This window comes from Lapillicoccus sp., from assembly GCF_039935575.1.
Lineage (GTDB): Bacteria > Actinomycetota > Actinomycetes > Actinomycetales > Dermatophilaceae > Lapillicoccus.
Genome location: NZ_JBDTKA010000073.1, coordinates 20,102 through 41,966 on the forward strand (window position 1 = coordinate 20,102; position 21,865 = coordinate 41,966).

The 21,865-nt window shown below is 68.8% G+C and carries 19 protein-coding genes; 9 read left to right on the forward strand and 10 right to left on the reverse strand.

Features of this window, described 5'->3' with window-relative positions:
* Positions 1–120 precede the first annotated feature (120 nt).
* From uvrB to ABI385_RS08970, 3 genes are all read left to right on the forward strand, one after another.
* Positions 121–2,232, forward strand: coding sequence for an excinuclease ABC subunit UvrB (gene uvrB / locus ABI385_RS08960; protein WP_348103403.1), 2,112 nt, complete (start codon positions 121–123; stop codon positions 2,230–2,232).
* Positions 2,233–2,255: 23 nt separating this feature from the next.
* Positions 2,256–2,702: a group II truncated hemoglobin gene (locus ABI385_RS08965; protein ID WP_348103404.1), complete on the forward strand. Its 447-nt coding sequence runs from the start codon at positions 2,256–2,258 to the stop codon at positions 2,700–2,702.
* An 87-nt stretch (positions 2,703–2,789) separates the two neighbouring features.
* Positions 2,790–3,686, forward strand: coding sequence for an EamA family transporter (locus ABI385_RS08970; RefSeq protein ID WP_348103405.1), 897 nt, complete (start codon positions 2,790–2,792; stop codon positions 3,684–3,686).
* Positions 3,687–3,717: 31 nt separating this feature from the next.
* On the opposite strand, the gene ABI385_RS08975 is transcribed toward ABI385_RS08970, so the two are convergent.
* The 3 genes from ABI385_RS08975 to ABI385_RS08985 all read right to left on the reverse strand — a co-directional run bounded on the left by ABI385_RS08975 (position 3,718) and on the right by ABI385_RS08985 (position 6,183).
* Positions 3,718–4,737, reverse strand: coding sequence for a TerC family protein (locus ABI385_RS08975; protein ID WP_348103406.1), 1,020 nt, complete (start codon positions 4,735–4,737; stop codon positions 3,718–3,720).
* A gap of 230 nt (positions 4,738–4,967) precedes the next feature.
* Positions 4,968–5,312 carry an MmcQ/YjbR family DNA-binding protein gene (locus ABI385_RS08980; protein ID WP_348103407.1) on the reverse strand — a complete coding sequence of 115 codons (345 nt, stop codon included), beginning with the start codon at positions 5,310–5,312 and terminating at the stop codon, positions 4,968–4,970.
* Between the two features lie 10 nt (positions 5,313–5,322).
* Positions 5,323–6,183, reverse strand: a complete 861-nt coding sequence (locus ABI385_RS08985; protein WP_348103450.1) for an NlpC/P60 family protein — start codon at positions 6,181–6,183, stop codon at positions 5,323–5,325.
* A 27-nt stretch (positions 6,184–6,210) separates the two neighbouring features.
* Between ABI385_RS08985 and ABI385_RS08990 the strand changes: the two genes are divergently transcribed.
* Complete coding sequence (locus tag ABI385_RS08990) at positions 6,211–7,017, forward strand: serine hydrolase (protein WP_348103408.1); 807 nt, start codon at positions 6,211–6,213, stop codon at positions 7,015–7,017.
* A gap of 216 nt (positions 7,018–7,233) precedes the next feature.
* Here ABI385_RS08990 and ABI385_RS08995 read toward each other — a convergent pair whose 3' ends face one another.
* The 3 genes from ABI385_RS08995 to ABI385_RS09005 all read right to left on the reverse strand — a co-directional run bounded on the left by ABI385_RS08995 (position 7,234) and on the right by ABI385_RS09005 (position 10,431).
* Entirely contained in the window at positions 7,234–7,962 is a 729-nt protein-coding gene (locus tag ABI385_RS08995) for a hypothetical protein (protein WP_348103409.1), read from the reverse strand.
* A gap of 175 nt (positions 7,963–8,137) precedes the next feature.
* Positions 8,138–9,295, reverse strand: coding sequence for a histidine kinase (locus tag ABI385_RS09000; protein ID WP_348103410.1), 1,158 nt, complete (start codon positions 9,293–9,295; stop codon positions 8,138–8,140).
* A 26-nt stretch (positions 9,296–9,321) separates the two neighbouring features.
* Positions 9,322–10,431: a hypothetical protein gene (locus ABI385_RS09005; protein WP_348103411.1), complete on the reverse strand. Its 1,110-nt coding sequence runs from the start codon at positions 10,429–10,431 to the stop codon at positions 9,322–9,324.
* 201 nt (positions 10,432–10,632) lie between these two features.
* On the opposite strand from ABI385_RS09005, the gene ABI385_RS09010 reads away from it, so the two are divergent.
* Entirely contained in the window at positions 10,633–11,301 is a 669-nt protein-coding gene (locus ABI385_RS09010; RefSeq protein ID WP_348103412.1) for a response regulator transcription factor, read from the forward strand.
* 58 nt (positions 11,302–11,359) lie between these two features.
* Here ABI385_RS09010 and ABI385_RS09015 read toward each other — a convergent pair whose 3' ends face one another.
* Positions 11,360–12,055, reverse strand: coding sequence for a response regulator transcription factor (locus ABI385_RS09015; protein WP_348103413.1), 696 nt, complete (start codon positions 12,053–12,055; stop codon positions 11,360–11,362).
* Positions 12,056–12,225: 170 nt separating this feature from the next.
* Between ABI385_RS09015 and ABI385_RS09020 the strand changes: the two genes are divergently transcribed.
* The 3 genes from ABI385_RS09020 to ABI385_RS09030 are packed head-to-tail and all read left to right on the forward strand — an operon-like array spanning position 12,226 to position 15,194.
* Entirely contained in the window at positions 12,226–12,750 is a 525-nt protein-coding gene (locus ABI385_RS09020; RefSeq protein ID WP_348103414.1) for a hypothetical protein, read from the forward strand.
* 40 nt (positions 12,751–12,790) lie between these two features.
* Positions 12,791–13,924, forward strand: coding sequence for a hypothetical protein (locus ABI385_RS09025; RefSeq protein WP_348103415.1), 1,134 nt, complete (start codon positions 12,791–12,793; stop codon positions 13,922–13,924).
* A complete protein-coding gene (locus tag ABI385_RS09030; protein ID WP_348103416.1) occupies positions 13,917–15,194 on the forward strand; it encodes a histidine kinase in 1,278 nt (425 codons plus the stop codon). Before ABI385_RS09025 ends, ABI385_RS09030 begins: the two co-directional genes overlap by 8 nt.
* 132 nt (positions 15,195–15,326) lie before the next feature.
* Here ABI385_RS09030 and ABI385_RS09035 read toward each other — a convergent pair whose 3' ends face one another.
* Genes ABI385_RS09035 through ABI385_RS09045 form a run of 3 tightly spaced genes read right to left on the reverse strand, consistent with a single transcriptional unit; the run spans position 15,327 to position 18,533 of the window.
* Complete coding sequence (locus ABI385_RS09035; protein ID WP_407068246.1) at positions 15,327–16,013, reverse strand: MBL fold metallo-hydrolase; 687 nt, start codon at positions 16,011–16,013, stop codon at positions 15,327–15,329.
* Entirely contained in the window at positions 16,006–16,728 is a 723-nt protein-coding gene (locus ABI385_RS09040) for a maleylpyruvate isomerase family mycothiol-dependent enzyme (protein WP_348103417.1), read from the reverse strand. The genes ABI385_RS09035 and ABI385_RS09040 overlap by 8 nt, the downstream gene beginning before the upstream one ends.
* The gene (locus ABI385_RS09045; protein ID WP_348103418.1) at positions 16,725–18,533 is read right to left on the reverse strand and encodes a glycoside hydrolase family 15 protein; all 1,809 of its coding nucleotides are present in this window, start codon (positions 18,531–18,533) and stop codon (positions 16,725–16,727) included. The genes ABI385_RS09040 and ABI385_RS09045 overlap by 4 nt, the downstream gene beginning before the upstream one ends.
* A 102-nt stretch (positions 18,534–18,635) precedes the next feature.
* Between ABI385_RS09045 and uvrA the strand changes: the two genes are divergently transcribed.
* Positions 18,636–21,740 carry an excinuclease ABC subunit UvrA gene (uvrA, locus tag ABI385_RS09050; protein WP_407068249.1) on the forward strand — a complete coding sequence of 1,035 codons (3,105 nt, stop codon included), beginning with the start codon at positions 18,636–18,638 and terminating at the stop codon, positions 21,738–21,740.
* The last annotated feature ends 125 nt before the right edge of the window (positions 21,741–21,865 follow it).

Below are 21,865 nucleotides of genomic sequence, written 5' to 3' on the forward strand. Positions count from 1 at the left end.
TGATCCAGAACTCCGGCGGCTCACATGCACTCTCCTCGGCCAGTATGCGTGCAGCCCGCGGCGGCCGCACTTCGACGGCGGGGTGGGATGGGTGTCGGTGGCGAGGCATACCGTTGCCGTATGCGTCCGAAGAGTGACATCAAGCGCACCGTGGCCCCCTTCGAGGTGATCTCGGAGTTCTCGCCCAGCGGCGACCAGCCGACGGCGATTGCCGAGATCGCCGAGCGGGTCAAGGGCGGCGAGGGCAACGTCGTGTTGCTCGGTGCCACCGGCACCGGCAAGTCCGCGACCACGGCGTGGGTGATCGAGCAGGTCCAGCGGCCCACCCTCGTCATGGCACCCAACAAGACGCTGGCCGCTCAGCTGGCCAACGAGTTCCGCGAGCTGCTGCCGAACAACGCGGTCGAGTACTTCGTGTCCTACTACGACTACTACCAGCCCGAGGCGTACATCCCGCAGACGGACACCTACATCGAGAAGGACTCCTCGATCAACGACGAGGTCGAGCGGCTGCGGCACAGCGCGACCAACTCCCTGCTGACCCGGCGCGACGTCATCGTGGTCGCGTCGGTGTCCTGCATCTACGGCCTGGGGACGCCGCAGGAGTACATCGACCGGATGGTCCGCCTCAAGCTGGGGCAGCAGATCGAGCGCGACGAGCTGTTACGACGGTTCGTGCAGATGCAGTACACCCGCAACGACCTCGCGTTCACCCGTGGCACCTTCCGGGTGCGCGGTGACACCGTGGAGATCATCCCGGTCTACGAGGAGCTGGCGATCCGGATCGAGTTCTTCGGCGACGAGGTGGAGCGGATCTACACCCTGCACCCGTTGACCGGGGAGGTCGTCCACGAGGAGGTTGAGATGTATGTCTTCCCCGCCACGCACTACGTCGCCGGGCCCGAGCGGATGGACCGCGCCATCGGCGGCATCGAGCTCGAGCTGGCCGGCCGGCTCGACGAGCTCGAGACGCAGGGCAAGCTGTTGGAGGCTCAGCGTCTGCGGATGCGCACGACCTACGACATCGAGATGATGCGCCAGGTCGGCTCGTGCAGCGGCATCGAGAACTACTCGCGCCACATCGACGGACGTTCCGCGGGGTCGGCTCCGCACTGCCTGCTCGACTACTTCCCCGAGGACTTCCTGCTCGTCATCGACGAGTCGCACCAGACGGTTCCGCAGATCGGCGCGATGTACGAGGGCGACATGTCCCGCAAGCGGATGCTCGTCGACCACGGGTTCCGGCTGCCGAGCGCGATGGACAACCGTCCGCTGATGTGGGAGGAGTTCCTCGACCGGATCGGCCAGACCCTCTACCTGTCCGCGACTCCGGGGCCTTACGAGCTGGGGCGTTCCGGCCCCCCGGTGGAGCAGATCATCCGGCCCACCGGCCTGGTCGACCCGGAGATCGTGCTCAAACCGACCAAGGGCCAGATCGACGACCTGCTCCACGAGATTGCCCTGCGCACCGCGAAGAACGAGCGCATCCTCGTGACGACGCTCACCAAGAAGATGGCCGAGGACCTGACCGACTACCTGCTCGACAAAGGGGTGCGGGTTCGTTATTTGCACTCCGACATCGACACTCTCAGGCGGGTGGAGCTGTTGCGAGAGCTACGGCTGGGTGAGTACGACGTGCTCGTAGGCATCAACCTGCTTCGCGAGGGGCTCGACCTGCCCGAGGTGTCGCTGGTCAGCATCCTCGACGCCGACAAGGAGGGTTTCCTGCGTTCGGCACGCAGCCTGATCCAGACCATCGGGCGTGCGGCGCGCAACGTCAGCGGCCAGGTGCACATGTATGCCGACAAGGTCACCCCGTCGATGCAACAGGCCCTCGACGAGACCAACCGACGGCGCGAGAAGCAGGTCGCCTACAACCTCGAGCGCGGCGTCGACCCCCAGCCGTTGCGCCGGCGGATCGCCGACATCACTGACATGCTGGGCCGCGAGGACGCGGACACCGAGGCGCTGCTCGGCAGCGGACGCTCCCAGTCCCGCGGCCGGGCGGTCAAGGGCGGCGGCCGTGGGGCGCTGGCCGCGGACATCTCGGTCTCCGCGGGCGGACGGCACGAGTCGATGGCCGCCTCCGACCTCGCGAACCTCATCCAGGAGCTCACCACGCAGATGCACGGCGCCGCCGCCGAGCTGCACTTCGAGCTCGCGGCTCGGTTGCGCGACGAGCTCGGCGACCTCAAGAAGGAGCTCCGCCAGATGAACCGCGCCATGGCCTGACCGGCTGTGCCATGGTGGTGGCCATGCACAGCGTCTACGACGCCGCCGGCGGTGACGCTGGGCTACAGCGGCTGGCGGCCGCCTGGCACGACCGGGTGATGGCCGACGGGGTGGTCAGCCATGCCTTCAGCCACGGATACCAACCCGACCACACCGAGCGACTGGCTGCTTACTGGGCCGAAGCCCTCGGCGGTCCACCGTCATACAGGCAGCGCTATGGGGACGAGTCGTTCGTCGTGCGCCAACACAGCGGCAACGGCGAGCACGACGAGATGAACCGCCGCGCGGTGGCGTGTTTCGACCTCGCACTGGCCGACGTCGAGCTCACCGACGAGCCGTTGTGTGGCGTGCTGCACGACTACTTCGCCTGGGCGACCACGACGACGATGAGCCGCTACCACGAGTCAGCGACCGATGTGCCCGACGATCTGGCGCTCCCGCACTGGTCGTGGGACGGGCTGCAGGCCTAGCACGCTGAGGCCGGCGCTGGACGTCCGCCGGGCCGCCGGTACGTCTGCGGACTGCTGGTCCTGACGGGGATGGCGTTGGATAGGGGTATGCCGACGCCGGGGTTCTCGTCCCGCGTGCCGGCACCGCTGCTGGTCCTCCTGGCAGTCGTCTCGGTGCAGTTCGGGGGCGCGCTCGCGGCCACGCTGGTGCCCACGATCGGTGCCGCCGGCTCGGTGACGCTGCGCCTGCTCATCAGCACCGTCATCCTGCTCGCCGTGGCCCGCCCGCGTCTGCGGGGGCACTCGCGGGCTGCCTGGTCGACGGTCGCGCTGTTCGGTCTCGCGCTGGGAGCGATGAACTGGTCGTTCTACGCCTCGCTCGGGCGGCTTCCCATCGGTGTCGCCGTGACGATCGAGTTCCTCGGACCGCTCGTGCTCACCATGGCCCTGTCGCGACGGGCCGCCGACATCGTCGCGGTCGGCGGGGCCGCGGTCGGTGTGCTCCTCATCTCGCGGGCCCTGAACGTGCCGTTCGATCAGCTCGACCTCGCCGGGTTGGGGCTGGCTGCGCTCGCAGGCGTGCTGTGGGCGGCGTACATCCTGCTGTCCAAACGGACGGGGGCCGCCTTCTCCCGGCTCGACGGGCTGGCTCTCGCCATGGTCGTCGCCACAGTGGTGGTGACCCCGTTCGGGTGGGGTTCCATGCCCCTGTGGACCGGCGGAGTCCTGCTGAAAGGGCTGGGGATCGCGGTCCTGTCCTCGGTGCTTCCCTACTCGCTCGAGCTGCTGGCGTTGCGCCGACTCAGTCCTCGGGTGTTCGGCGTCCTGCTCAGCCTCGAGCCGGCCGTTGCTGCGTTGGCCGGGTTGATCGTGCTCGACCAACGCCTCACAACCTGGCAGGTGACAGGCATGGTGCTCGTCGTCGCGGCGAGCGTCGTCGTCATGGGCACCACTCGCGGCGGAGGGCCCGCTCTGGAGGAACCTGGAGCGACGGCTGGCGCTTGAGCCTCGCTCAGCCGGTCAGCCGGTCAGCCGGTCAGCCGGTGACCGGGGGCGGCGGGACCTCTGAGGTCGAGCCGTGGTCGCGAGCCGCGTCGTGCGCGGTCTTGACCAGGCTGGCCACCGTCGTCACCGTGAGGATCAGCATGATCGCGCCGAGCGAGACCGTGATCGGGACCTCGGGCACGGGGATCGGGTTGCCACCGTTGAGGAACGGCAGGTGGTTCTCGTGCAGTGCGTGCAGGATCAGCTTGACGCCGATGAACGCCAGGAGCACGGACAGCCCGATGCTGAGGTAGACCAGACGTTCGAGCAGACCGCCGATCAGGAAATAGAGCTGCCGCAGGCCCATCAGTGCGAAGATGTTGGCGGTCAGGACGAGGTAGGGCTCCTTGGTCAGCCCGTAGATCGCCGGGATCGAGTCGAGCGCGAAGAGTAGGTCGGTCGTGCCCAGGGCCAGGATGACGATGAACATCGGGGTGAGCAGCCGCTTGCCGTCGAGGCGAGCCACCAGCTTGGTCCCGTGGAAGTCCGGGGCCACCGGGAAGCGGTTCTCTACCCACCTGAGCAGCCGGTTCTCCTCGAACTGGTCGTCGTCGCTCTGACCTTGTCTAGCAAGCTTGACCGCGGTGTAGATGAGGAACGCCCCGAAGATGTAGAACACCCAGGCGTACTGGTTGATCACCGCCGCGCCGAGGGCGATGAACACACCGCGCAACACGATCGCGATGATGATGCCGATGAGCAGCGCCTCCTGCTGCAGCTTCTCGGGCACCACGAACTTCCGCATGATCAGCAGGAAGACGAACAGGTTGTCGATCGACAGCGAGTACTCGGTCAGCCACCCGGCGAAGAACTCGCCCGCGAACTGGCCGCCGGAGTGGAACCAGATCCAGATCCCGAACGCGACGGCGAGACCGACATACAACGCGAGCGCCAGCGCGCACTCGCGCGCGCTGGGGACGTGCGGTCGTCGTCCGATGACGACGACGTCCCAGGAGAGGAACACCGTCATCAGGCCGATGGTGACCCACCAGGTCAGGGGGGAGACGTCCACGGTTCAACGAGCCTTCCGGTCACGGTGCATGAGTGCGCAACCGGAGGTCTCTCCCGCCCGAATGGACGGACCGGCTCCCCGGGCGCCTCGACCGGTGAAGGTCGTGGGTGCCGTGATGACGAGGAAACCGCACGCGGGGATACTCCCCTCCGTAACCAGCCCATGGTGTCACATCCGGGCGGCTGCAGGGGTGCTGCCGTCCCCATGCGGGTCAGCCTGACCAGCCGCCCCTAGGGCCGACGGGACCTCGGCAGCCTGGCGACAACCAGCTCGTACGACGTGTCAACGGCGTCGCGAAGCTCCAGGTCGGGGATCGTCCCGCGCAGGCGAAGCGAGTTCCACCCCGAACGACCCAGGTATGCCATCACGGTCGCGTCCTCGGGGTACTGGCGAAGCCACTCGTCCGCGCTCGGGTCGTCCTGCCGGCTGCCCCCGCACTTGACTGCGACGACGTCCTCGTTGGTGAAGGCGAAGATCTTCTCGGCGACCTTGACCACGAGGTCGTCCCCGAACGGCCGGTCCGTCCAGGCGCCGGGCTTGGCCAGGCAGTAGTCGAGCAGCTGGTCCAGGGTCATCCGGGCCACCTCAGCCGGGTAGTCGTCCGGCCGCGACCAACGTCGCCCGGCGACCATCGTCCAATGGCTCCTCGACCACCCCGCAGTGCCCGCAGGCGTGGATCATGTTCATCGGCGCGGTGACGATGCCGACATGGTCCGTGCCCGACGTGGCGGTCGTGCTGACCGCATCCGCAGCTCCCTCTGCGCTGCCCGCGAAGAAGTAGAGGTCGCCCGGCTGCACGGCGTCGAGCTCGACGGGCTCGCAGATGGCTCGCTGGTCGTGCGCATCCCGGGGGACCACCCGCCCGAGCTCGCGCTGCACGAGATGGACCAGGCCGGAGCAGTCCAGCCCCCACGGCGACATCCCGCCCCACAGGTAGACCAGCCCCAGGTGTTCCCGCGCCAGCTCGAGATCCGGCCGGACGCCGCGCCCGGCGACAATCCACGACTCGTCGCTCGGGCCGTCGGTGTGGCCGCCGGTGTCGTCGGGGATCAGATGGGCCCGGCGCAGCCAGCCGGGGTAGCCGCGCTCGTCCAGCGAGCTCGGCTGCCACGGGCAGAACACCTGGACCCACTCCGACCCTGACCCTGACTCTGCCCCCGAATCTGACCCCGAATCTGCCCCCGAATCTGACCCTGACTCTGTCGCATCGTCGGCCACGACCAGTACGGGTTCACCGGCGACCAGCTGGCTGTCCAGGCGGCCGTGCAACCCCAGGCGCCCGTCCCCTGACTCGCCCTCGAGCTCGTGCTGGTCGAGGGCGCGCAGCCAGGCAACGGAGTCTGGGTCGTCGGCGACGATTGCTGCGTCGACGGGACGGGGACGGCTCGGGTCGGTCCACAAGGACGAGACCGGGACGGCGACTCGCATCGGCTGCACGGTCCCCATTCTTGCCACACCGGCATACTGCCGCGTATGCCGCCCGCTCATCCTCACCTCGCGGCGCGCCTCACCGAGGTCGTCCGACGCGCACCCGGCCAGATGGGGGTGGCGGTCGTCGCAGACGAGGGCTGGTCGTGGTCGTCTGACGCCGACCGCGTCGGTCCGTCGGCGAGCACGGTCAAGGTGCTGATCCTCGTGGCAACCCTGCGCGCCGTCGAGCTCGGCACTGTGGCGCTAGACGAGCCGGTTCCGTTGCCGGGAAAGCGAGTTGGAGGAGCAGGCCCGTTGAGCCTGCTGCCCTCGGTGACGAGCCTGCCGCTCGTCGAGATGCTCCGGTTGATGATCGCGCTCAGTGACAACGACGCCACCAACGCGGTCATCGACCACGTCGGTCTCCTGACCTCATCGGCGCTGCCCACACTGCTCGCGAGCGTGCCCACCCGGCATACCGCGCTACGGCGGCGGCTGATGGACTTCGCCGCGGCCGAGCGCGGCCTGCAGAACGAGACCAGCGCCGCCGACCTCGTGGCCGTCATGGTGGCTCTCCGCCGGGGTCGGTTGCTGGGCGGGGCGATGACCGCGGCGGCGTTCGAGGTGCTGCGCGCCCAGCAGGACCGCGCTGGTCTGCCCGGGTATCTGGCCGAGGACGTGCTCGTGGCCTCCAAGACGGGCGAGATCGTCGGGGTCCGAGCCGACGTGGCGGTCCTCGAGCGAGGGGCGCGCTGGGTCGCGGTCGCCGCCCTGGCGGACGACCTCGTCGACGAGGCCGGGGTCGACCGGGGGAGTTCCGTCATTCCGGTGTTCGCCGCCATCGGCGAGCTGGCCGCGGAGCTGCTCTGACGCATACCGGCCCGTGTCCGCCAGCACAGGCCGATCGACACGGTGCGAGAGGGACGTATACGCCCAGTCCACCAAGCCTGACGAAACCGGCCGGGCGCGTTACCGGGGACGAGAGGGTTGGCGACGACACCATGCCGTCGGCGGTCAGCCAGACCGTGCCGCCAGCTCGTAGAGGTGCATTGCTTGATCCAGAGGGTCGGCGCCACGCGGCACGGGTCACCGGGTGGTCCGGGTCACCGGGGTGGTGGGCGGCAGGCTCCACTCGTCATCGGGGAGGGCGATGACCGCGAGTGCAGCGAACGCCATCCCTACGGCCGTCATCGTCCAGCCGACCAGGTCCAGCACGTGGTTGCCCGTTACAGCCGCCGCGAAATGGATCGGCTGGGACACGCCGAGGACGAGACATCCGACGAGCTGGACCCGGCGTGACCGCCACAGCGCCACGGCTAGGACGATGGACCCGAAGACGTGGCCGACGACGAAGATGTTGGTGGGGATCGTCGTGGTCGGGAGCTGGTTTACGTACTCTGCGATCCGCGCCACAGCGGCCGCATCTACAGTGTGGGCGCTGACACTCATGCCGATGTAGTCGACGAGCCCGACAGCATAGAGCGAGAGATACGCGGGCACGATCAGGAGCGCCGCGGTAGCGGAGAGAATCGGCGCGCCACGCGACGACAGTTTGATCGCGGCGAGCGCCCCCGGCACCAGCGTGAGCGTGGCAATCAGGCTCAGCCAGAGCACGAGTCCCTCGCTCGACGGGTGCGTCGCGATCTTGGCCACCGTCGTCGGCACGGAGTCTGTGGTGTTGTAGGGCATGGCGAAGCGCAGGACCGCGACGGCGAGCGGGCCTACAGACATCAGGACAGCGGCGAACCAGCGCGAGGCGGTGCGCAGGTCCCGGGCCGGTAGCGCCTGGAGCGAGGGCTGGGTGATGACGGACATAGGGCTGTCCTTTCGTGGGCGGTGTACGAAAAGACTGCAGGGACAGCGCATTCAGGCGCGTCCTCCTGCTGGGCGATCTCCGCGTCCAGACTCCGCACGTTCTCGTAGTCGCTTTGTCGTATGGCGTGTCACGCCCGCGCGAAAGGCCCCCCGCCCAAGAAGCCAGACGGACTCGTCAGCCGCTCCGCCGTGGCAGTCCGGCCCAGACCGACCACCCGCCTTCAGTTGTCGAGTGCGTCACCAATGTGCCGCCGCACGCTTCGATCCGCTCGCGCATGCCCACCAACCCGTGCCTGCCGCCAAGGCCCGTCTCCCGTTGGCCGTCGTCGCGTCCGCGAGCGTTCGTCACCGACACCTCCACCTGCCCCGATCGCGCGTCCACCGTGACCTCGATGGGCGAGCCCGGGGCGTGCTTCATGGCATTCGTCATCGCTTCCTGGACGACGGCATACGCGGCGTCCGCTTCGGGCCGGTCGAGTAGGTCGACCGCGTCGACCGACCCACAGGTCACGACCAGGCCCTCAGCACGGGCCTCTTCGACCAGCCCGGTGATCGAGCGGCCGACCGGAGGCAGGTCGGCACCGATCAGCAGGACGAGTCGCCGGATGTCGGCGGCAGACTGGCGTGCCGAGCCGGCGATGTGCTCGAACGCCTGCCGCGCCTTCTCGGGGGACTTTCCCGCCAGCTTCTGGCCTGCGTTCGCCTGGACGACCATCGCGGTCACGCCGTGCGCGACGACGTCGTGCAGCTCCCGCGCGATCCGAGTCCGTTCGAAGCGGACGGACTCTTCGACGTACTCGTCGCGGGCTCGTATGAGCTCAACCGCCTGCTCGGCCAGCTCGGTTCGAGCCCGCGACCGGGACGCGATGATGCTGCCGACAGCAGATGGCCCAACGGTCGCGAAGAAGATCAACGGGTTGACGCCGTCGGCACCGTCCCGCAGCAGTCCACCGGCTTGCCAGGCGGTGGCCAGCAGTGCGATGCCAGCGAACGCCCGGCCCGGTGTTGCGCGCGTCGCAAGCCGGAAGGCCAGCAGAGCGACAGGGACAACCAGCAGCCCCTCGCACGCCCCTTGCGCGGTTCCGGTGAGCAGCTGCGACGCGAGAAGGACCGGGGCGGCAAGCAACGCGGCAGCCTGGGGATGCGTCCGGGCCAGGGTCGCGCACCCGCAGGTCACGGCGAGTACGGCGACAACGGCGAACACCCTGACAGCCGATGAGCTGCCCATCACCCCAAGCGCCAGAACGGCGACGGTCCCCAGACCGATCGCGAGGACCAGGTCTCGCGCCGGTCCGGCAACGAGCCGCGTCACCGGGCTCGATCCGGCAGTCATGAGCCCGCAGCTCAGACGACGGACGGTCAGCCGACGGCCCACGGCACACTTGCCACCCACTGCAGCCGGCCGTCGCAGCGGTCGGCGACAAGCGTTCCACCCTGTATGACCACACGTTGATGCGCCACGGTGGCCTCCAGGCCGCGAGTAGAGACCGAAGCGAGGGCCCCTGCGACGCACAGCTCCAGCTCGGCGTCGTGGAAACGCACCAGAACCTCCACCGGGTCCGAGCCCCGGTCGAAGGTCCCCAGAAGCTGCTCGATGATCCGGTAGCCGGGCAGCGGAACCCCATCCGGGGGTGACCCCGGCGCACGCTCGACGGTCAGCACCCCGTGGTGGCGCTCCACGAGGTCCTCCAGGCGACCCAGCGTCAGCACCGGGCGAGCCAGAACATCCCGAAGCGCGTCGACGTCGGCCCGCATCTGGGTCAGGGCCGTCCGCCCCTCCGCGGCGATTGCGGCGAACGTCGCCCGTGCTGTGACCAGGTCATCGAGCTGCGCACGTCCCGCATCCGCAGCGGTGGCCATCGCGTCGATGTGCCCCTGCAGGTCGCGGTCAAGCCGGACGGTGATGCGCTGCCGCTCGTTCAGGACCGCCAGCTGAGCCGTCCGTCTGCGTGTGGCAACCAGCTTCACGTTCTGCTGGGTGATCCGCGCGATGGTGTCGTTACGCGACCGGATCGTTCGGCCCGCCCACCAGAATCCGGTTGCTGCGGGAGCGAGGGGTAGGAACGTCAGCGGTATCAGGGCGGCGTCGGCGCTGCACATGGCAAACAGGTAGACCAACACCGAAGCCATCGCGATGGCTGCGGGTCGGCGCCGCAGCCGGAGCCCCACGGCACAGGCCAACCAGAGCGCGGCCGGTATTGCAGCCCCGCACCGGACGTATTGGCCGACGACAACCCAGTTCGTCAGCGCCGCCGCAGCAGCGAAGACCGTGGCTGGCAACGGGTAGCTGCGAGCCACGACGACAGGCAGGGTCATCAGCATGGCGGCCAGCCCCGCTAGCACGTCTCCGTGCGGGTCGCCGGCATACAGGTCGACGTGCACGATGACGAAGACGACGGCCGACAGCGCGACTCCGGCGACGACGTCGGCGGGGGAAATGGGCCCCCGGCGCACCGGCATAACGAGCACACGACTCGAACCTGGCCATCCCATCGCAACCTCCGACGTCTTCGGCGCCCGGATAATGCGGCCCGGTGTCCTGACCCCGAGGCCGCGAGCCCGTCGCTCCGACTGTATGGCGACGCGAGGTCCCGGTCATCCACCCGTAGGCTGACTTCTGCTCTACATGGGACAGATGCTCCGGGACACCCCGGGTCGGAAGGCAGAGGAATGAGCGACGAGCCGATCACTGTCCTGGTGGCCGACGACCAGCAGCTCGTGCGCAGCGGCTTCAGCGTGATGCTCGACGGCGAGCCGGGGATCAGCGTCGTCGGTGAGGCGGGCAACGGCCAGCAGGCCGTGGTCATGGCGCGCGAACTGCGACCCTCGATCGTCCTGATGGACATCAGAATGCCGATCATGGACGGGCTGCAGGCTTCGCGCGAGATCATCGCCTCGACGTCGGCCAGGATCCTCGTTCTCACGACGTTCGATGCCGACGAGTACGTCTACGAGGCGTTGCGATTTGGTGCCAGCGGCTTCCTGCTCAAGGACTCGCCGCCGGAGCAGCTGATCGGCGCCGTTCGGGTCATCGCCCGCGGCGACGCGCTGATCGACCCCGCGATCACCCGCCGGCTCATCACCGCTTTCGCCCGGTCGAACACCGCTCCGGTGACATCGACCCCAACATTCTCGATGCTCACGCCGCGTGAGCTGCAGGTGCTGCGCCAAATCGCGCGCGGGTTGTCCAACCGCGAGATCGCCCGGGCGCTCGTGGTTGAGGAGAGCACGATCAGGACCCATGTGACCCACATCCTGATGAAGCTGGGGCTGCGAGACCGTGTGCAGGCCGTCGTGCTCGCTTACGAGAGCGGACTCGTCACTCCCACAGGGGAATAGGAACTGTTGCGGGCCGGCCGTCGGTGCGCTGCCCCCTGATGCCGGACCCGGGTCGCGGCTAGCTTTCTGGACCGGACGTGTCTGCGACCACGAGGCCGGTCTCGTATGCGAACACAACCGCCTGCACCCGGTCGCGCAGCTCCAGCTTGGCTAACACCCGCCGCACGTGCGTCTTGACGGTGTTCTCCTCGATGACCAGCGTGCCGGCTATCTCGGTGTTGGACAGCCCTCGTGCGATGAGCCGCAGTACTTCCAGCTCTCGGCTGGTGAGAACGGCGACCCGGGCAGGCGTCCCGGCGAGCGGCGCGGCGCGGACGAAGCGGGTGATCAGGCGTCGGGTGACGCTGGGGTCAATCAGCGCGTTCCCGGCCGCGACGACACGGACGGCCGCGACCAACTGATCAGCCGGCGCGTCCTTGAGCAGGAAGCCGCTCGCTCCGGCCCGCAGCGCTTCGTAGATGTAGTCGTCGAGGTCGAAAGTTGTCAGGATGAGAACGCGGGTCGCGGTCGCGGACAGTACCTGACGGGTGGCCCCGAGCCCGTCGAGTCGAGGCATGCGGATGTCCATGAGCACCACGTCAGGGTGTAGCGACACGCAGCTGTTTACCGCGTCGACGCCGTTGTCGGCCTCTCCCACGACCTCCAGGTCCGGCTCGCGCTCCAGCAGCACCCGGAACCCGGCCCGGACGAGGCGCTGGTCGTCGGCGATGAGCACCCTGATCGGGTCCGTGGCCGGAGTCGGACGCTGTTCCACCACTCGTGCATGTCCTTACTCCGGCCGCCGGAGCAGGCAGCGTGGACCCGAGCGTAATCCCGCAGAGCTACGCCCGCGGGGAAGATCCGCCCCAGGGGTGATGTCGTGGCGACCGGCCCGGGCGACCCTGAGGTGGACAGCATCGGCTGCACATTTCCTCAGGAGGCGTCATGACCCCACTCATGGGCATCGTTATCGCCGTGCTCGCCGGCTGGCTCGCCCCCAGCCCCCGGGCAGTCGTCGTTGCTGTTCTTATCCCGCTGTCAGGAGCGACGCTGGTCCAAACCTGGGACCTGGGAGCCGACTGGGGTAGCAACCCTCCAGACACGATCCGTCAGGTCAGTTACTGGGTCGTGCAGACCATCATCGTGGCGATCATGACCGGGCTCGCGTTGGGGATCCGGTGGCTGCGACTTCGGCGCGCCATCGCCGGCGGAGGCGTGGTGACGTACCCTGCGTTCTCGGGCCGCCGAGGGACGGTGGTCCTGCTGACAAGCAGCATCGTGATGACGGCGATGCTCTTCGCCGCGGCATACGGCCTATCGACGGTTTCGAAGCACCACGGTCAGGGCGCCAGTGATATCCCGTGGACCGGGGTACTTGGTATTGCTCTCGGTGGCATCATGCTGGTCGCGCTCCTCGTTGCCGTCATCCGAACGGCAGTCGGCGATCGCCGTGATGACGCGTCCGCTTGACGGGCTACCGTTTCGGCGGCGCCAGACCGACACTAGGCAGGTGAGGAACACGCTGCCCGAGGCCGGGCGCCGATGCATCCGGCTGCTCCACGCCGAGGCATGGGGGCTGCGCCTGGGAGCAGCGCTGTGCACCGTTGCGCTGAGCGCCTTCGCGGTTGCCCTCGTTGTGTCCCAGAACGCCGGAACCGGTGCGGCCGGTGCCATCCTGGCGATGATCCTGCCCGTGGTGTTCGCGCGCCGAGCGCCATCTGGTGCGGCCGCGACGCTAGCTGTGGCGACGCTGGCCAACGGGTTGCTGTTCGGGCACCTCGTACGCTGCGGGGCCGCCCTGCCGGCGGCGTTCTTTGTTGCCTATGTCGTGGCCGAGCAGCTCCCTCACCCGCGGCGGTGGCCCGCACTCGGGCTGGTCCTGACCGGTGTGGTCCTGCAGTGCGGCAACGACCCCCAGCTCGGCTGGTCCCAGATCCCCATCATGGTGGCAACCACCCTGATGTTTTTCGCCGGTGGCGCCGCGATCCATGCGAGGGTCAGCCTGATCCGACTGCTCCGCGAACGCAACGCCGAGCTCAGCAGGCAGCGGGAACGCACCGCGCAGGCGAAGATCGCAACCAATCGAGAGCGAGTCCACGACGGGCTCACCGCGGGCATACGCCTGCAGATCCACCAGATCTGCCGACTCACCCGCGAGTGCCAGGCGGGCACCGCCCAGCCCGACGTGAGCCTTGCCGAGATCGAACGACTCGGCAGGTCAACCCTGCATCGGATGCGGGACGTCGTGGGAACGATGCACTTCGCATCGACCGAACCCGAGCCTGCCCTGGGTAACCTTGCCGAGCTGGTGCGGACAGCGACCGCCTGCCGGGTTCACCTGACGGTCGAGGGGGAGGTCCGCACCCTGCCCGCGAGCGTCGAGCTGTCCGGGTACCGCATCGTCGAGCAGCTCGTGGCGGCGCTACGGGACGACCCGGCGGCTGACGCTCGAGTGCGGGTGGGCTTTGAACCGGCAGCCCTCGACCTGCGGGTCACCGGCCCCGCGGGGGCATCCGACCGAGATACCGGCATGCGGGCGATCCACGACCGCGCCGCGCTCCACGCCGGCACAGTGGTGCTCTCCGAACCGAACGGCCGCCTCGATGCCCACGTCCGGCTGCCCGTCTTCAGCAGCCATGGCTGAGTCGGCCAAGTGGCCAGTCGGGCCACCGGCGCTCGACCTGACGCTCGCTGCCGTGGTCTGCTTACCGGGACTCGTCGCGGCGCACTGGTCTGCTGCCGGTCCCGGTAGCCCCCTGCCAACGGCGAGCGCGCTGGTGGTCTGCGGGTTGACGGTCGGCATGCGCCGATGGTGGCCGCTCGCAGGCCCGGTGGTCGGCTCGGTCGCGGTGGTCCTGGCCGTAGCGACGCGCAGCCTGAACCCCGATGGCACCTCCGTCGGCGCTGGGATCATCACGATGAGCCTCTTGGTGTGGCTGGCCGCGATGTCCTTCACGGTGGGCAGTAGCCCAAACCGGGTCGTGTCCCTGGTGGCTCTTCCATTCCTGCTCGTCACGCCCCAGTGGGGGTCCACCCTCAACCCGTTCCCGATCATTCTGACGGTCGGGCCGTGGTTGATCGGGCGTGTCGTCCGATCTCAGTACCGTCTCCTCGAAGCGCTAGACAGCCGCGCGTCGGCACTCGCCGCGGAACGCGATCGGTATGCGGCCGAAGCGGTGCGCCTGGATCAGGCACGGCTCGCGCGGGAGCTGCACGACATCGTGGCCCACAACCTGAGCGTCATCGTCATCCAGGCCGCCGCCGGACAAGGAGCCACCGACCCGGACGTGGTCCCCACGACCCTCGCCGACATCGCCGAGCTCGCCAACCAGGCCGATGCCGATCTCGGAGGCCTCGACCGCGTCCTCGCGCAGGATCCCAGACCCCTCTCGCGTGAAACCTTCGCGCAGGTGATCGCGCACGCCGAGAACACCGGCGCCACCATCAACGTGACCATCACCGGCGACGTGGAGTCAATCGTGCAGCCACGAGCCGCGATCGCCTACCGGGTGCTGCAGGAGGGACTGACCAACGCGCTCAGACACGCACCCGGAGCCCCTATCGCCGTCTCGATCAGCTGCGCGGACCCAGTCGAGGTCACCGTGACAAACTTCTGTCCGCCAGCACAGGATCAGAGCCTGGCGCTCCTCGGCTCAGGGCACGGCCTCGACGCTCTCGAGCAGCGCATTACGTCGCTGGGTGGAACCTTCGACCGGTATCGCACCCAGCGAGGCGGCTGGACCATCAGTGCCCGGCTGCCGGGCGTGGACACGCGGGTCGCCGCCAGCGCCGGGCCGATCCTCAGCCCTGGGGCTGACGTCACGCCCCCGAGGTACACGTCCAGGGTGACGACGCCACCGGCCCGAGTCCCGACACTGGGCACGGTGCCTCCTTCACGACCGAGGAGCTGGTGATGACGCTGGACATCTCGACGACATTGCTGCAGCCGAACCTCCGATACGCGCAATACCCGAGCCTCGTGGACGCCATTGCGCCGCAGACGCCCGCTGTTTCGTCCGTCACGCCGCTGCGGGTAGCGAGCGCGTCTACCAGCCTCGGGCGCGCCACTCGGCCAGGTGCGGGCGTTCGACCCCGAGCGTGGTGTCGGCGCCATGCCCGGGATAGACCCAGGTGTGGTCGTCGTAGGCGTCGAAGACCCGGCCGCTGACATCGCGGATCAGGGAGTCGAAGCTCTGCCCCGGGCTCTTGGTGTTGCCGACGCCACCGGGAAAGAGGGAGTCCCCGCTGAACAGGTGCGTGTGCCCGGTGGGGTCGGCGTAGGCCAGCGCGACCGAGCCGGGCGTGTGACCGCGCAGGTAGACGACGTCCAGCGTGATCTCCCCGAACGTCACCGTGTCGCCCTGGGCGAGCCGGTCGTCCACCGCCACCGGGAGGGCGTCGGCATCCTCCGAACCCGCCGCGGTCCGGGCACCCGTCGCCGCGACGACCTCCGAGAGCGCCCGGTGGTGGTCCCAGTGCTGATGCGTGGTGACCACCCAGTCGAGGCCGCCGGTGCCCTCGGTCACCAGGGCCAGCACCCGGGGGGCGTCGTCGGCCGCGTCGACGAGCAGCTGGGACCCCGTGGCGCGGCAGGTGAGCAGGTAGGCGTTGTTGTCCTGCTGGGACACACTCGCCTTGCGGATCACGAGGTCCGGCAGCTCGCGGACGTCGCTCACGCCCCCGGGAGTGACCTGCCCGGTGTATCCGTCGGGGCGCTCAGACACGTCAGCCACCGAACGGCAGGGTGGGCAGCTCGCCCTGGAGGCCGTCGGTCGTCCCGCGCGCCAGCCACGCGAGCACCGCTGTGCGACTGCCGGACACCGTCGCCTCGCCGTCACCGATGGTCCACGCATCGCCCTCGTCGGTGCGGATCGTCATTGACGGGGTCTCGGTGTTCAGCCGCAGCCGCCGGACCTGCTCCTCCACGAATCTCAGTGCCAGAGCGGGATCGACGTCGCCGAACCCGAAACCGGAGCCGAGGTCCACGTGGTGGTAGACCACCTCGCGAAGCCGCATGAACGGCAACGCCCCGACGCGCACGACGACGTTGTTGCGCGCCGTCACCGTGTGGTCGGCCAGCTCGTCGGACAGTCTTTCCGACGCCGACTTGAGCCGCGCCGCACTCGACTCGAGGTCGGCGAGCTGCTCGTCGAGGGGCCGTCCGGCACCGGCCTCGATGTCGACATCGCGGGCCTCGGCGCTCGCATACATGGGGACGTCCTCGCCGGTCACGGCGCTCGTGACGAGGTTGAGCAGGGCGTCCGCGTTGCGCGAGACGTGGGCGAGGACGTGGCCCTTGGTCCACCCCTCGCACAGGCTCGGAGCGCCGACCTGCGCCGGGTCGAGTGCCCGGACGGTCGCGAGGAGCAGGTCCGTATGCGTGTCGACAGCCGAGCGGTCGGCAGCGAGTAGCGAGGTGGCCGGGGCGGGGGTGGCTGACGAGGTCATGGTTCCACGGTAGTGACTGCGGCCAAGGAGTGCGCCGCCCCGATCAGGGCGAGGTGGGAGAAGGCCTGCGGAAAGTTGCCGGCCATCCGGCCCCCGTGCGCGTCGTACTCCTCGGACAGCAGCCCGACGTCGTTGGCGAGGCCGACCAGCTTGTCCATGAGCCGCTCCGCCCGGTCGGTATGGCCGGCCATCGCGAGCGCCTGGACCAGCCAGAACGAGCAGGCGAGGAAGGGGTGCTCCGTCCCCGCTAGACCGTCGACGCCGGACTCGGTGCGGTAGCGCAGCAGCAGACCGCCGCGCATCAGGTCCGCCTCGATCGCCTCGATGGTCCCGAGCACCCGGGGGTCCGTGGCGGGAAGGAAACCACAGCTCGGGATGAGGAGCAGCGACGCGTCCACCTCGTCCGTGTCGTAGTGCTGCGTGAAAGTGTTGCGCCGCGCGTTGAATCCTTTGCTCAGCACCTCGTCCCGCACTCGGTCCCGCAGCACTCGCCAGCGCTCGACGGGACCGTCCAGCCCGCACTCCTCCACCCCCTTGATCGCGCGGTCGAACGCCGCCCAGACCATGACCCGCGAGTGGGTGAAGTGCCGCAGCGGGCCACGGATCTCCCACAGCCCGTTGTCGGGCTGGTCCCAGTGGTCGCCGAGGTTCTCCACGAGCGCGCGCTGGATCTTCCAGGACCGGTCGGACTCCGCGACACCCTGCTCACGCCCTCGGGACAGCGAGATCATCACCTCGCCGAGGACGTCCATCTGGCGCTGGCTGACGGCCCCGTTGCCGACTCGGACCGGCGCCGAACCGGCATACCCGGGAAGGTGGTCCACCGTCCGCTCGGGTAGCTCCCGGCTGCCGTCGACGCCATACATGATCTGCAGGTCCTGGGGGTCGCCCGCGACGGCCCGGATCAGCCAACGCCTCCAGAGTCGGGTCTCGTCGGTGAACCCCGAGGCGATCAGGGCCTCGATGGTGAGCGACGAGTCCCGCAGCCAGCAGAAGCGGTAGTCCCAGTTGCGTGCCCCGCCGAAGTCCTCCGGGAGGCTGGTCGTCGGCGCCGCCACGATCCCGCCGGTGGCAGCGTGGGTGAGCAGGCGCAGAACGAGAACGGAACGGACCAGCGCGGCGCGGTACGGGCCTTGGTAGGGGCAGCGGTCCGCCCAGTCCTGCCAGTCCTCGCGCGTCATGTCGACCGTGGCGTCGTTGTCGAGCCGCTCGGGCACCGGCCGATAGGACTGGCACCAGGTGGTGGAGAAGGTGTAGCTCTGCCCGGCCGAGACATCGAACTCGTCGACGTGCTTGCCGCCCTTGGCCTTGGGGAGGCGGTCACCGCGCAGGGCGAGCATGTCCGGGCCCGCCACCGCCGAGATCAGCTTGTCGTCGGCCCCGCCTGGGCCGGTGGAACGACTGACCCAGGGGGTGATCTTGCCGTAGCTGAACCGCACGACCCACTCGTGGCGGATCCGGACGGTGCCCTCCAGGCCCTCGACGACCCGGATGATGTCGGCACGGTCGTCCCCGGTGGGCATGACGTCGGTCACCCGGACAACGCCCGACGCGGTGCGATGTGTGGTCTCGAGAACGAACGAGTCGCCGACGTAGCGCCGGGTCGACGTCGCCTCGCCGACGGGGCCGATCAGCCACCGGCCGTGGTCCGGCGCCCCGAGGAGAGCCGTGAAGCACGAGGGCGAGTCGAAGCGGGGCAGACACAGCCAGTCGATCGACCCCGCCCGGCTCACCAAGGCGCAGGTCTCCATGTCGCCGATGACCGCATAGTCCGCGATGGGTGTCGACGTGGGGGGGTGCGCCATGCGTGCAGGGTATGCCGAGAGTCTCCCCGTTCCGATGTCACGAAGCTGCGGCTCGCCTGGCGGGGCGCTCTCGGTTCAAGGCTGTCGGTGGTGGCGCTTAGGGTGGATGTCGTGCCTGCCGTGCCCCCTGTCGACGCCCCGCACCGCCACGACTCGCTCGTCGTTCGCGGTGCCCGGGAGCACAATCTGAAGGACATCTCCGTCGAGCTGCCCCGTGACAGTCTGATCTGTTTCACCGGGCTTTCCGGGTCGGGCAAGTCGTCCCTCGCATTCGACACGATCTTTGCGGAGGGGCAGCGCCGTTACGTCGAGTCGCTGTCCGCATATGCCCGACAGTTCCTCGGGCAGATGGACAAACCGGATGTCGACTTCATCGAAGGGCTGTCCCCGGCGGTCTCGATCGACCAGAAGTCGACCAACCGCAACCCCCGGTCCACGGTGGGCACGATCACCGAGGTCTACGACTACCTCCGGCTGCTCTTCGCGCGGGCCGGCCGTCCGCATTGCCCCGTCTGCGGCGAGCCGATCACCCGTCAGTCGCCCCAGCACATCGTCGACCAGCTGCTCGAGCTGCCGGACCGGACCAGGTTCCAGGTCCTGGCACCGGTCGTCCAGGCCCGCAAGGGGGAGTACGTCGACCTGTTCGCCGAGCTGCAGACCAAGGGCTTCGCCCGGGCCCGGGTCGACGGCGAGGTCGTCTCGCTCGCCGACCCGCCGAAGCTCGAGAAGCAGATCAAGCACACCATCGAGGTGGTCGTCGACCGGCTGGTGTCCAAGGGCGGCGAGGCCGGGTCGAAGCGCAGGCTCACCGACTCCGTGGAGACCGCTCTCGGGCTGGCGGGCGGTGTCCTGCTCGTCGACTTCATCGACGTGTCGGCCGAAGACGTGCGGGAGCGGGACGCGGTCAAGGAGCGGCGCTTCTCCGAGCGGATGGCGTGCCCCAACAACCACCCGATCGCCATCGACGAGATCGAGCCGCGCTCGTTCTCGTTCAACTCCCCGTTCGGCGCCTGCCCGAAGTGCACCGGCATCGGGACCGAGCTCGAGGTGTCCGAGGACCTCGTCGTCCCGGACGACGACCTCTCCCTCAACGAGGGCGCCATCGCGCCCTGGGCCCAGGGTTCAGGGTCGGCGGAGTACTTCCAGCGCGTCATCACCGCGCTGTCGGAGGACCTCAAGTTCTCGATGGACGCGCCGTGGAAGTCGCTGCCCGCTCGCGCCACGGAGGCGCTGCTGCACGGGGAGAACTACCGCGTCCACGTCAAGTACCGCAACCGTTATGGCCGGGATCGTTCCTACACCACGGGTTTCGAGGGTGTGGTGCCGTTCGTCAGGCGGCGGCACGGCGAGACGGACTCCGACTGGAGCCGGGAGCGCTATGAGGGCTACATGCGCGAGGTGCCGTGCCCGGTGTGCAAGGGCGCCCGCCTCAAGCCGGAGATCCTCGCCGTGCACATCGGCGGCAAGAACATCTCCCAGATCTGCGCACTCGCCATCAACGAGTGTGCCGAGTTCCTCGCGACCGTCGACTTCACGACCCGGGAGCGGCAGATCGCCGAGCGGGTCATCAAAGAGATCGGTGCACGTCTCGGGTTCCTCCTGGACGTCGGACTCGACTACCTCTCGCTCGACCGCCCGGCCGGCACGCTGTCCGGCGGGGAGGCGCAGCGGATCCGGCTCGCGACCCAGATCGGGTCCGGACTGGTGGGCGTCCTCTACGTCCTCGACGAGCCGAGCATCGGCCTGCACCAACGCGACAACCACCGGCTCATCGAGACGCTCACCCGGCTGCGTGACCTCGGCAACACGCTGATCATCGTCGAGCATGACGAGGACACCATCGCGACGTCGGACTGGGTAGTCGACATCGGCCCCGGGGCGGGGGAGCATGGCGGTCAGGTGGTCCACTCCGGGACCGTCCAGGGACTGCTCGAGCACCCCGACTCGATCACCGGCCAGTATCTCTCCGGGCGCCGCGAGATCACGATCCCGGGTGTCCGCCGTCCGTTCGACGGTCGCGAGGTCACGGTCGTGGGCGCCCGCGAGAACAACCTGCGCGACGTGACGGTTTCGTTCCCACTGGGCAACCTCGTGGCGGTGACTGGCGTCTCCGGCTCCGGCAAGTCGACCCTCGTCAACGACATCCTCTACAACGTCCTGGCCAACAAGCTCAACGGTGCCCGGCACGTCCCCGGCCGGCACAAGACCGTCACCGGACTCGAGCACCTCGACAAGGTGGTGCATGTCGACCAGGGCCCGATCGGGCGTACCCCGCGGTCCAACCCCGCCACCTACACAGGTGTCTTCGACAACATGCGCAAGCTGTTCGCCGAGACGACCGAGGCCAAGATCCGGGGCTACCAGCCAGGCCGGTTCTCGTTCAACGTCAAAGGCGGTCGCTGCGACAACTGCTCCGGTGACGGCACGATCAAGATCGAGATGAACTTCCTGCCGGACGTCTACGTGCCGTGCGAGGTCTGCCACGGAGCGCGCTACAACCGGGAGACACTCGAGGTCCACTTCAAGGGTAAGACCATCGCGGACGTCCTCGACATGCCGATCGAGGAGGCGGCGGACTTCTTCGCCGCGGTCCCCTCCATAGCCCGGCATCTACGGACACTCAACGACGTCGGACTGGGCTACGTGCGACTGGGTCAGCCCGCCCCCACGCTTTCCGGTGGTGAAGCGCAGCGCGTCAAGCTGTCCACCGAGCTGCAGAAGCGCTCCACCGGCCGCACGATCTACGTCCTCGACGAGCCGACCACCGGTCTGCACTTCGAGGACATCCGTAAGCTGCTCGAAGTGCTCCAGGGTCTGGTGGAGAAGGGCAACACGGTCATCGTCATCGAGCACAACCTCGACGTGATCAAGAGCGCCGACTGGGTCGTCGACCTCGGCCCCGAGGGCGGCAAGCGGGGCGGCCTGGTGATCGCCGAGGGGACGCCGGAGGAGGTGGCGGCGATGCCCGAGTCGTTCACCGGCCAGTTCCTCGGTCCCATCCTGGACAGGGGCCGAGCCGGTATGCCGTCGGCCCGCCCGAGTATCTCCGCTGCCGGCGCGCGCTCGAGAAAGGCCGTAGCCAGCAAGGCGAGCGCGGCCAGCAAGGCGAGCGCAGCAGGCAAGGCGAGCGGGGCTAAGACGGCGCCCGAGACCAAGAAACTGGCGACGGCGGCCACCTCTAAGCCCCGCGCGCGACGCACCGCCTGACGCGCTGCCGTTCGGGCCTGCCATTGACGGTTTCCGCAGCCCTAGCGGACGCCAGCATGCAGACTGCCCTGCTCTTCCCGTTCAGGTCTGGGGGTACCGTCCGTTCCGCCGGGTGGGCCGGTGTC

Bases quoted from the DNA above. Each gene is read 5' to 3' on its own strand.
- ABI385_RS08995 (WP_348103409.1), bottom strand. From the start codon at position 7,962: ATGTCCGTCATCACCCAGCCCTCGCTCCAGGCGCTACCGGCCCGGGAC.
- ABI385_RS08985 (WP_348103450.1), bottom strand. From the start codon at position 6,183: ATGGGGACCGTGCAGCCGATGCGAGTCGCCGTCCCGGTCTCGTCCTTG.
- ABI385_RS09020 (WP_348103414.1), top strand. From the start codon at position 12,226: ATGACCCCACTCATGGGCATCGTTATCGCCGTGCTCGCCGGCTGGCTC.
- ABI385_RS09040 (WP_348103417.1), bottom strand. From the start codon at position 16,728: ATGACCTCGTCAGCCACCCCCGCCCCGGCCACCTCGCTACTCGCTGCC.
- uvrB (WP_348103403.1), top strand. From the start codon at position 121: ATGCGTCCGAAGAGTGACATCAAGCGCACCGTGGCCCCCTTCGAGGTG.
- ABI385_RS08965 (WP_348103404.1), top strand. From the start codon at position 2,256: ATGCACAGCGTCTACGACGCCGCCGGCGGTGACGCTGGGCTACAGCGG.
- ABI385_RS08990 (WP_348103408.1), top strand. From the start codon at position 6,211: ATGCCGCCCGCTCATCCTCACCTCGCGGCGCGCCTCACCGAGGTCGTC.
- ABI385_RS09010 (WP_348103412.1), top strand. From the start codon at position 10,633: ATGAGCGACGAGCCGATCACTGTCCTGGTGGCCGACGACCAGCAGCTC.
- ABI385_RS08970 (WP_348103405.1), top strand. From the start codon at position 2,790: ATGCCGACGCCGGGGTTCTCGTCCCGCGTGCCGGCACCGCTGCTGGTC.
- ABI385_RS09000 (WP_348103410.1), bottom strand. From the start codon at position 9,295: ATGACTGCCGGATCGAGCCCGGTGACGCGGCTCGTTGCCGGACCGGCG.
- ABI385_RS08980 (WP_348103407.1), bottom strand. From the start codon at position 5,312: ATGACCCTGGACCAGCTGCTCGACTACTGCCTGGCCAAGCCCGGCGCC.
- ABI385_RS09045 (WP_348103418.1), bottom strand. From the start codon at position 18,533: ATGGCGCACCCCCCCACGTCGACACCCATCGCGGACTATGCGGTCATC.
- ABI385_RS09030 (WP_348103416.1), top strand. From the start codon at position 13,917: ATGGCTGAGTCGGCCAAGTGGCCAGTCGGGCCACCGGCGCTCGACCTG.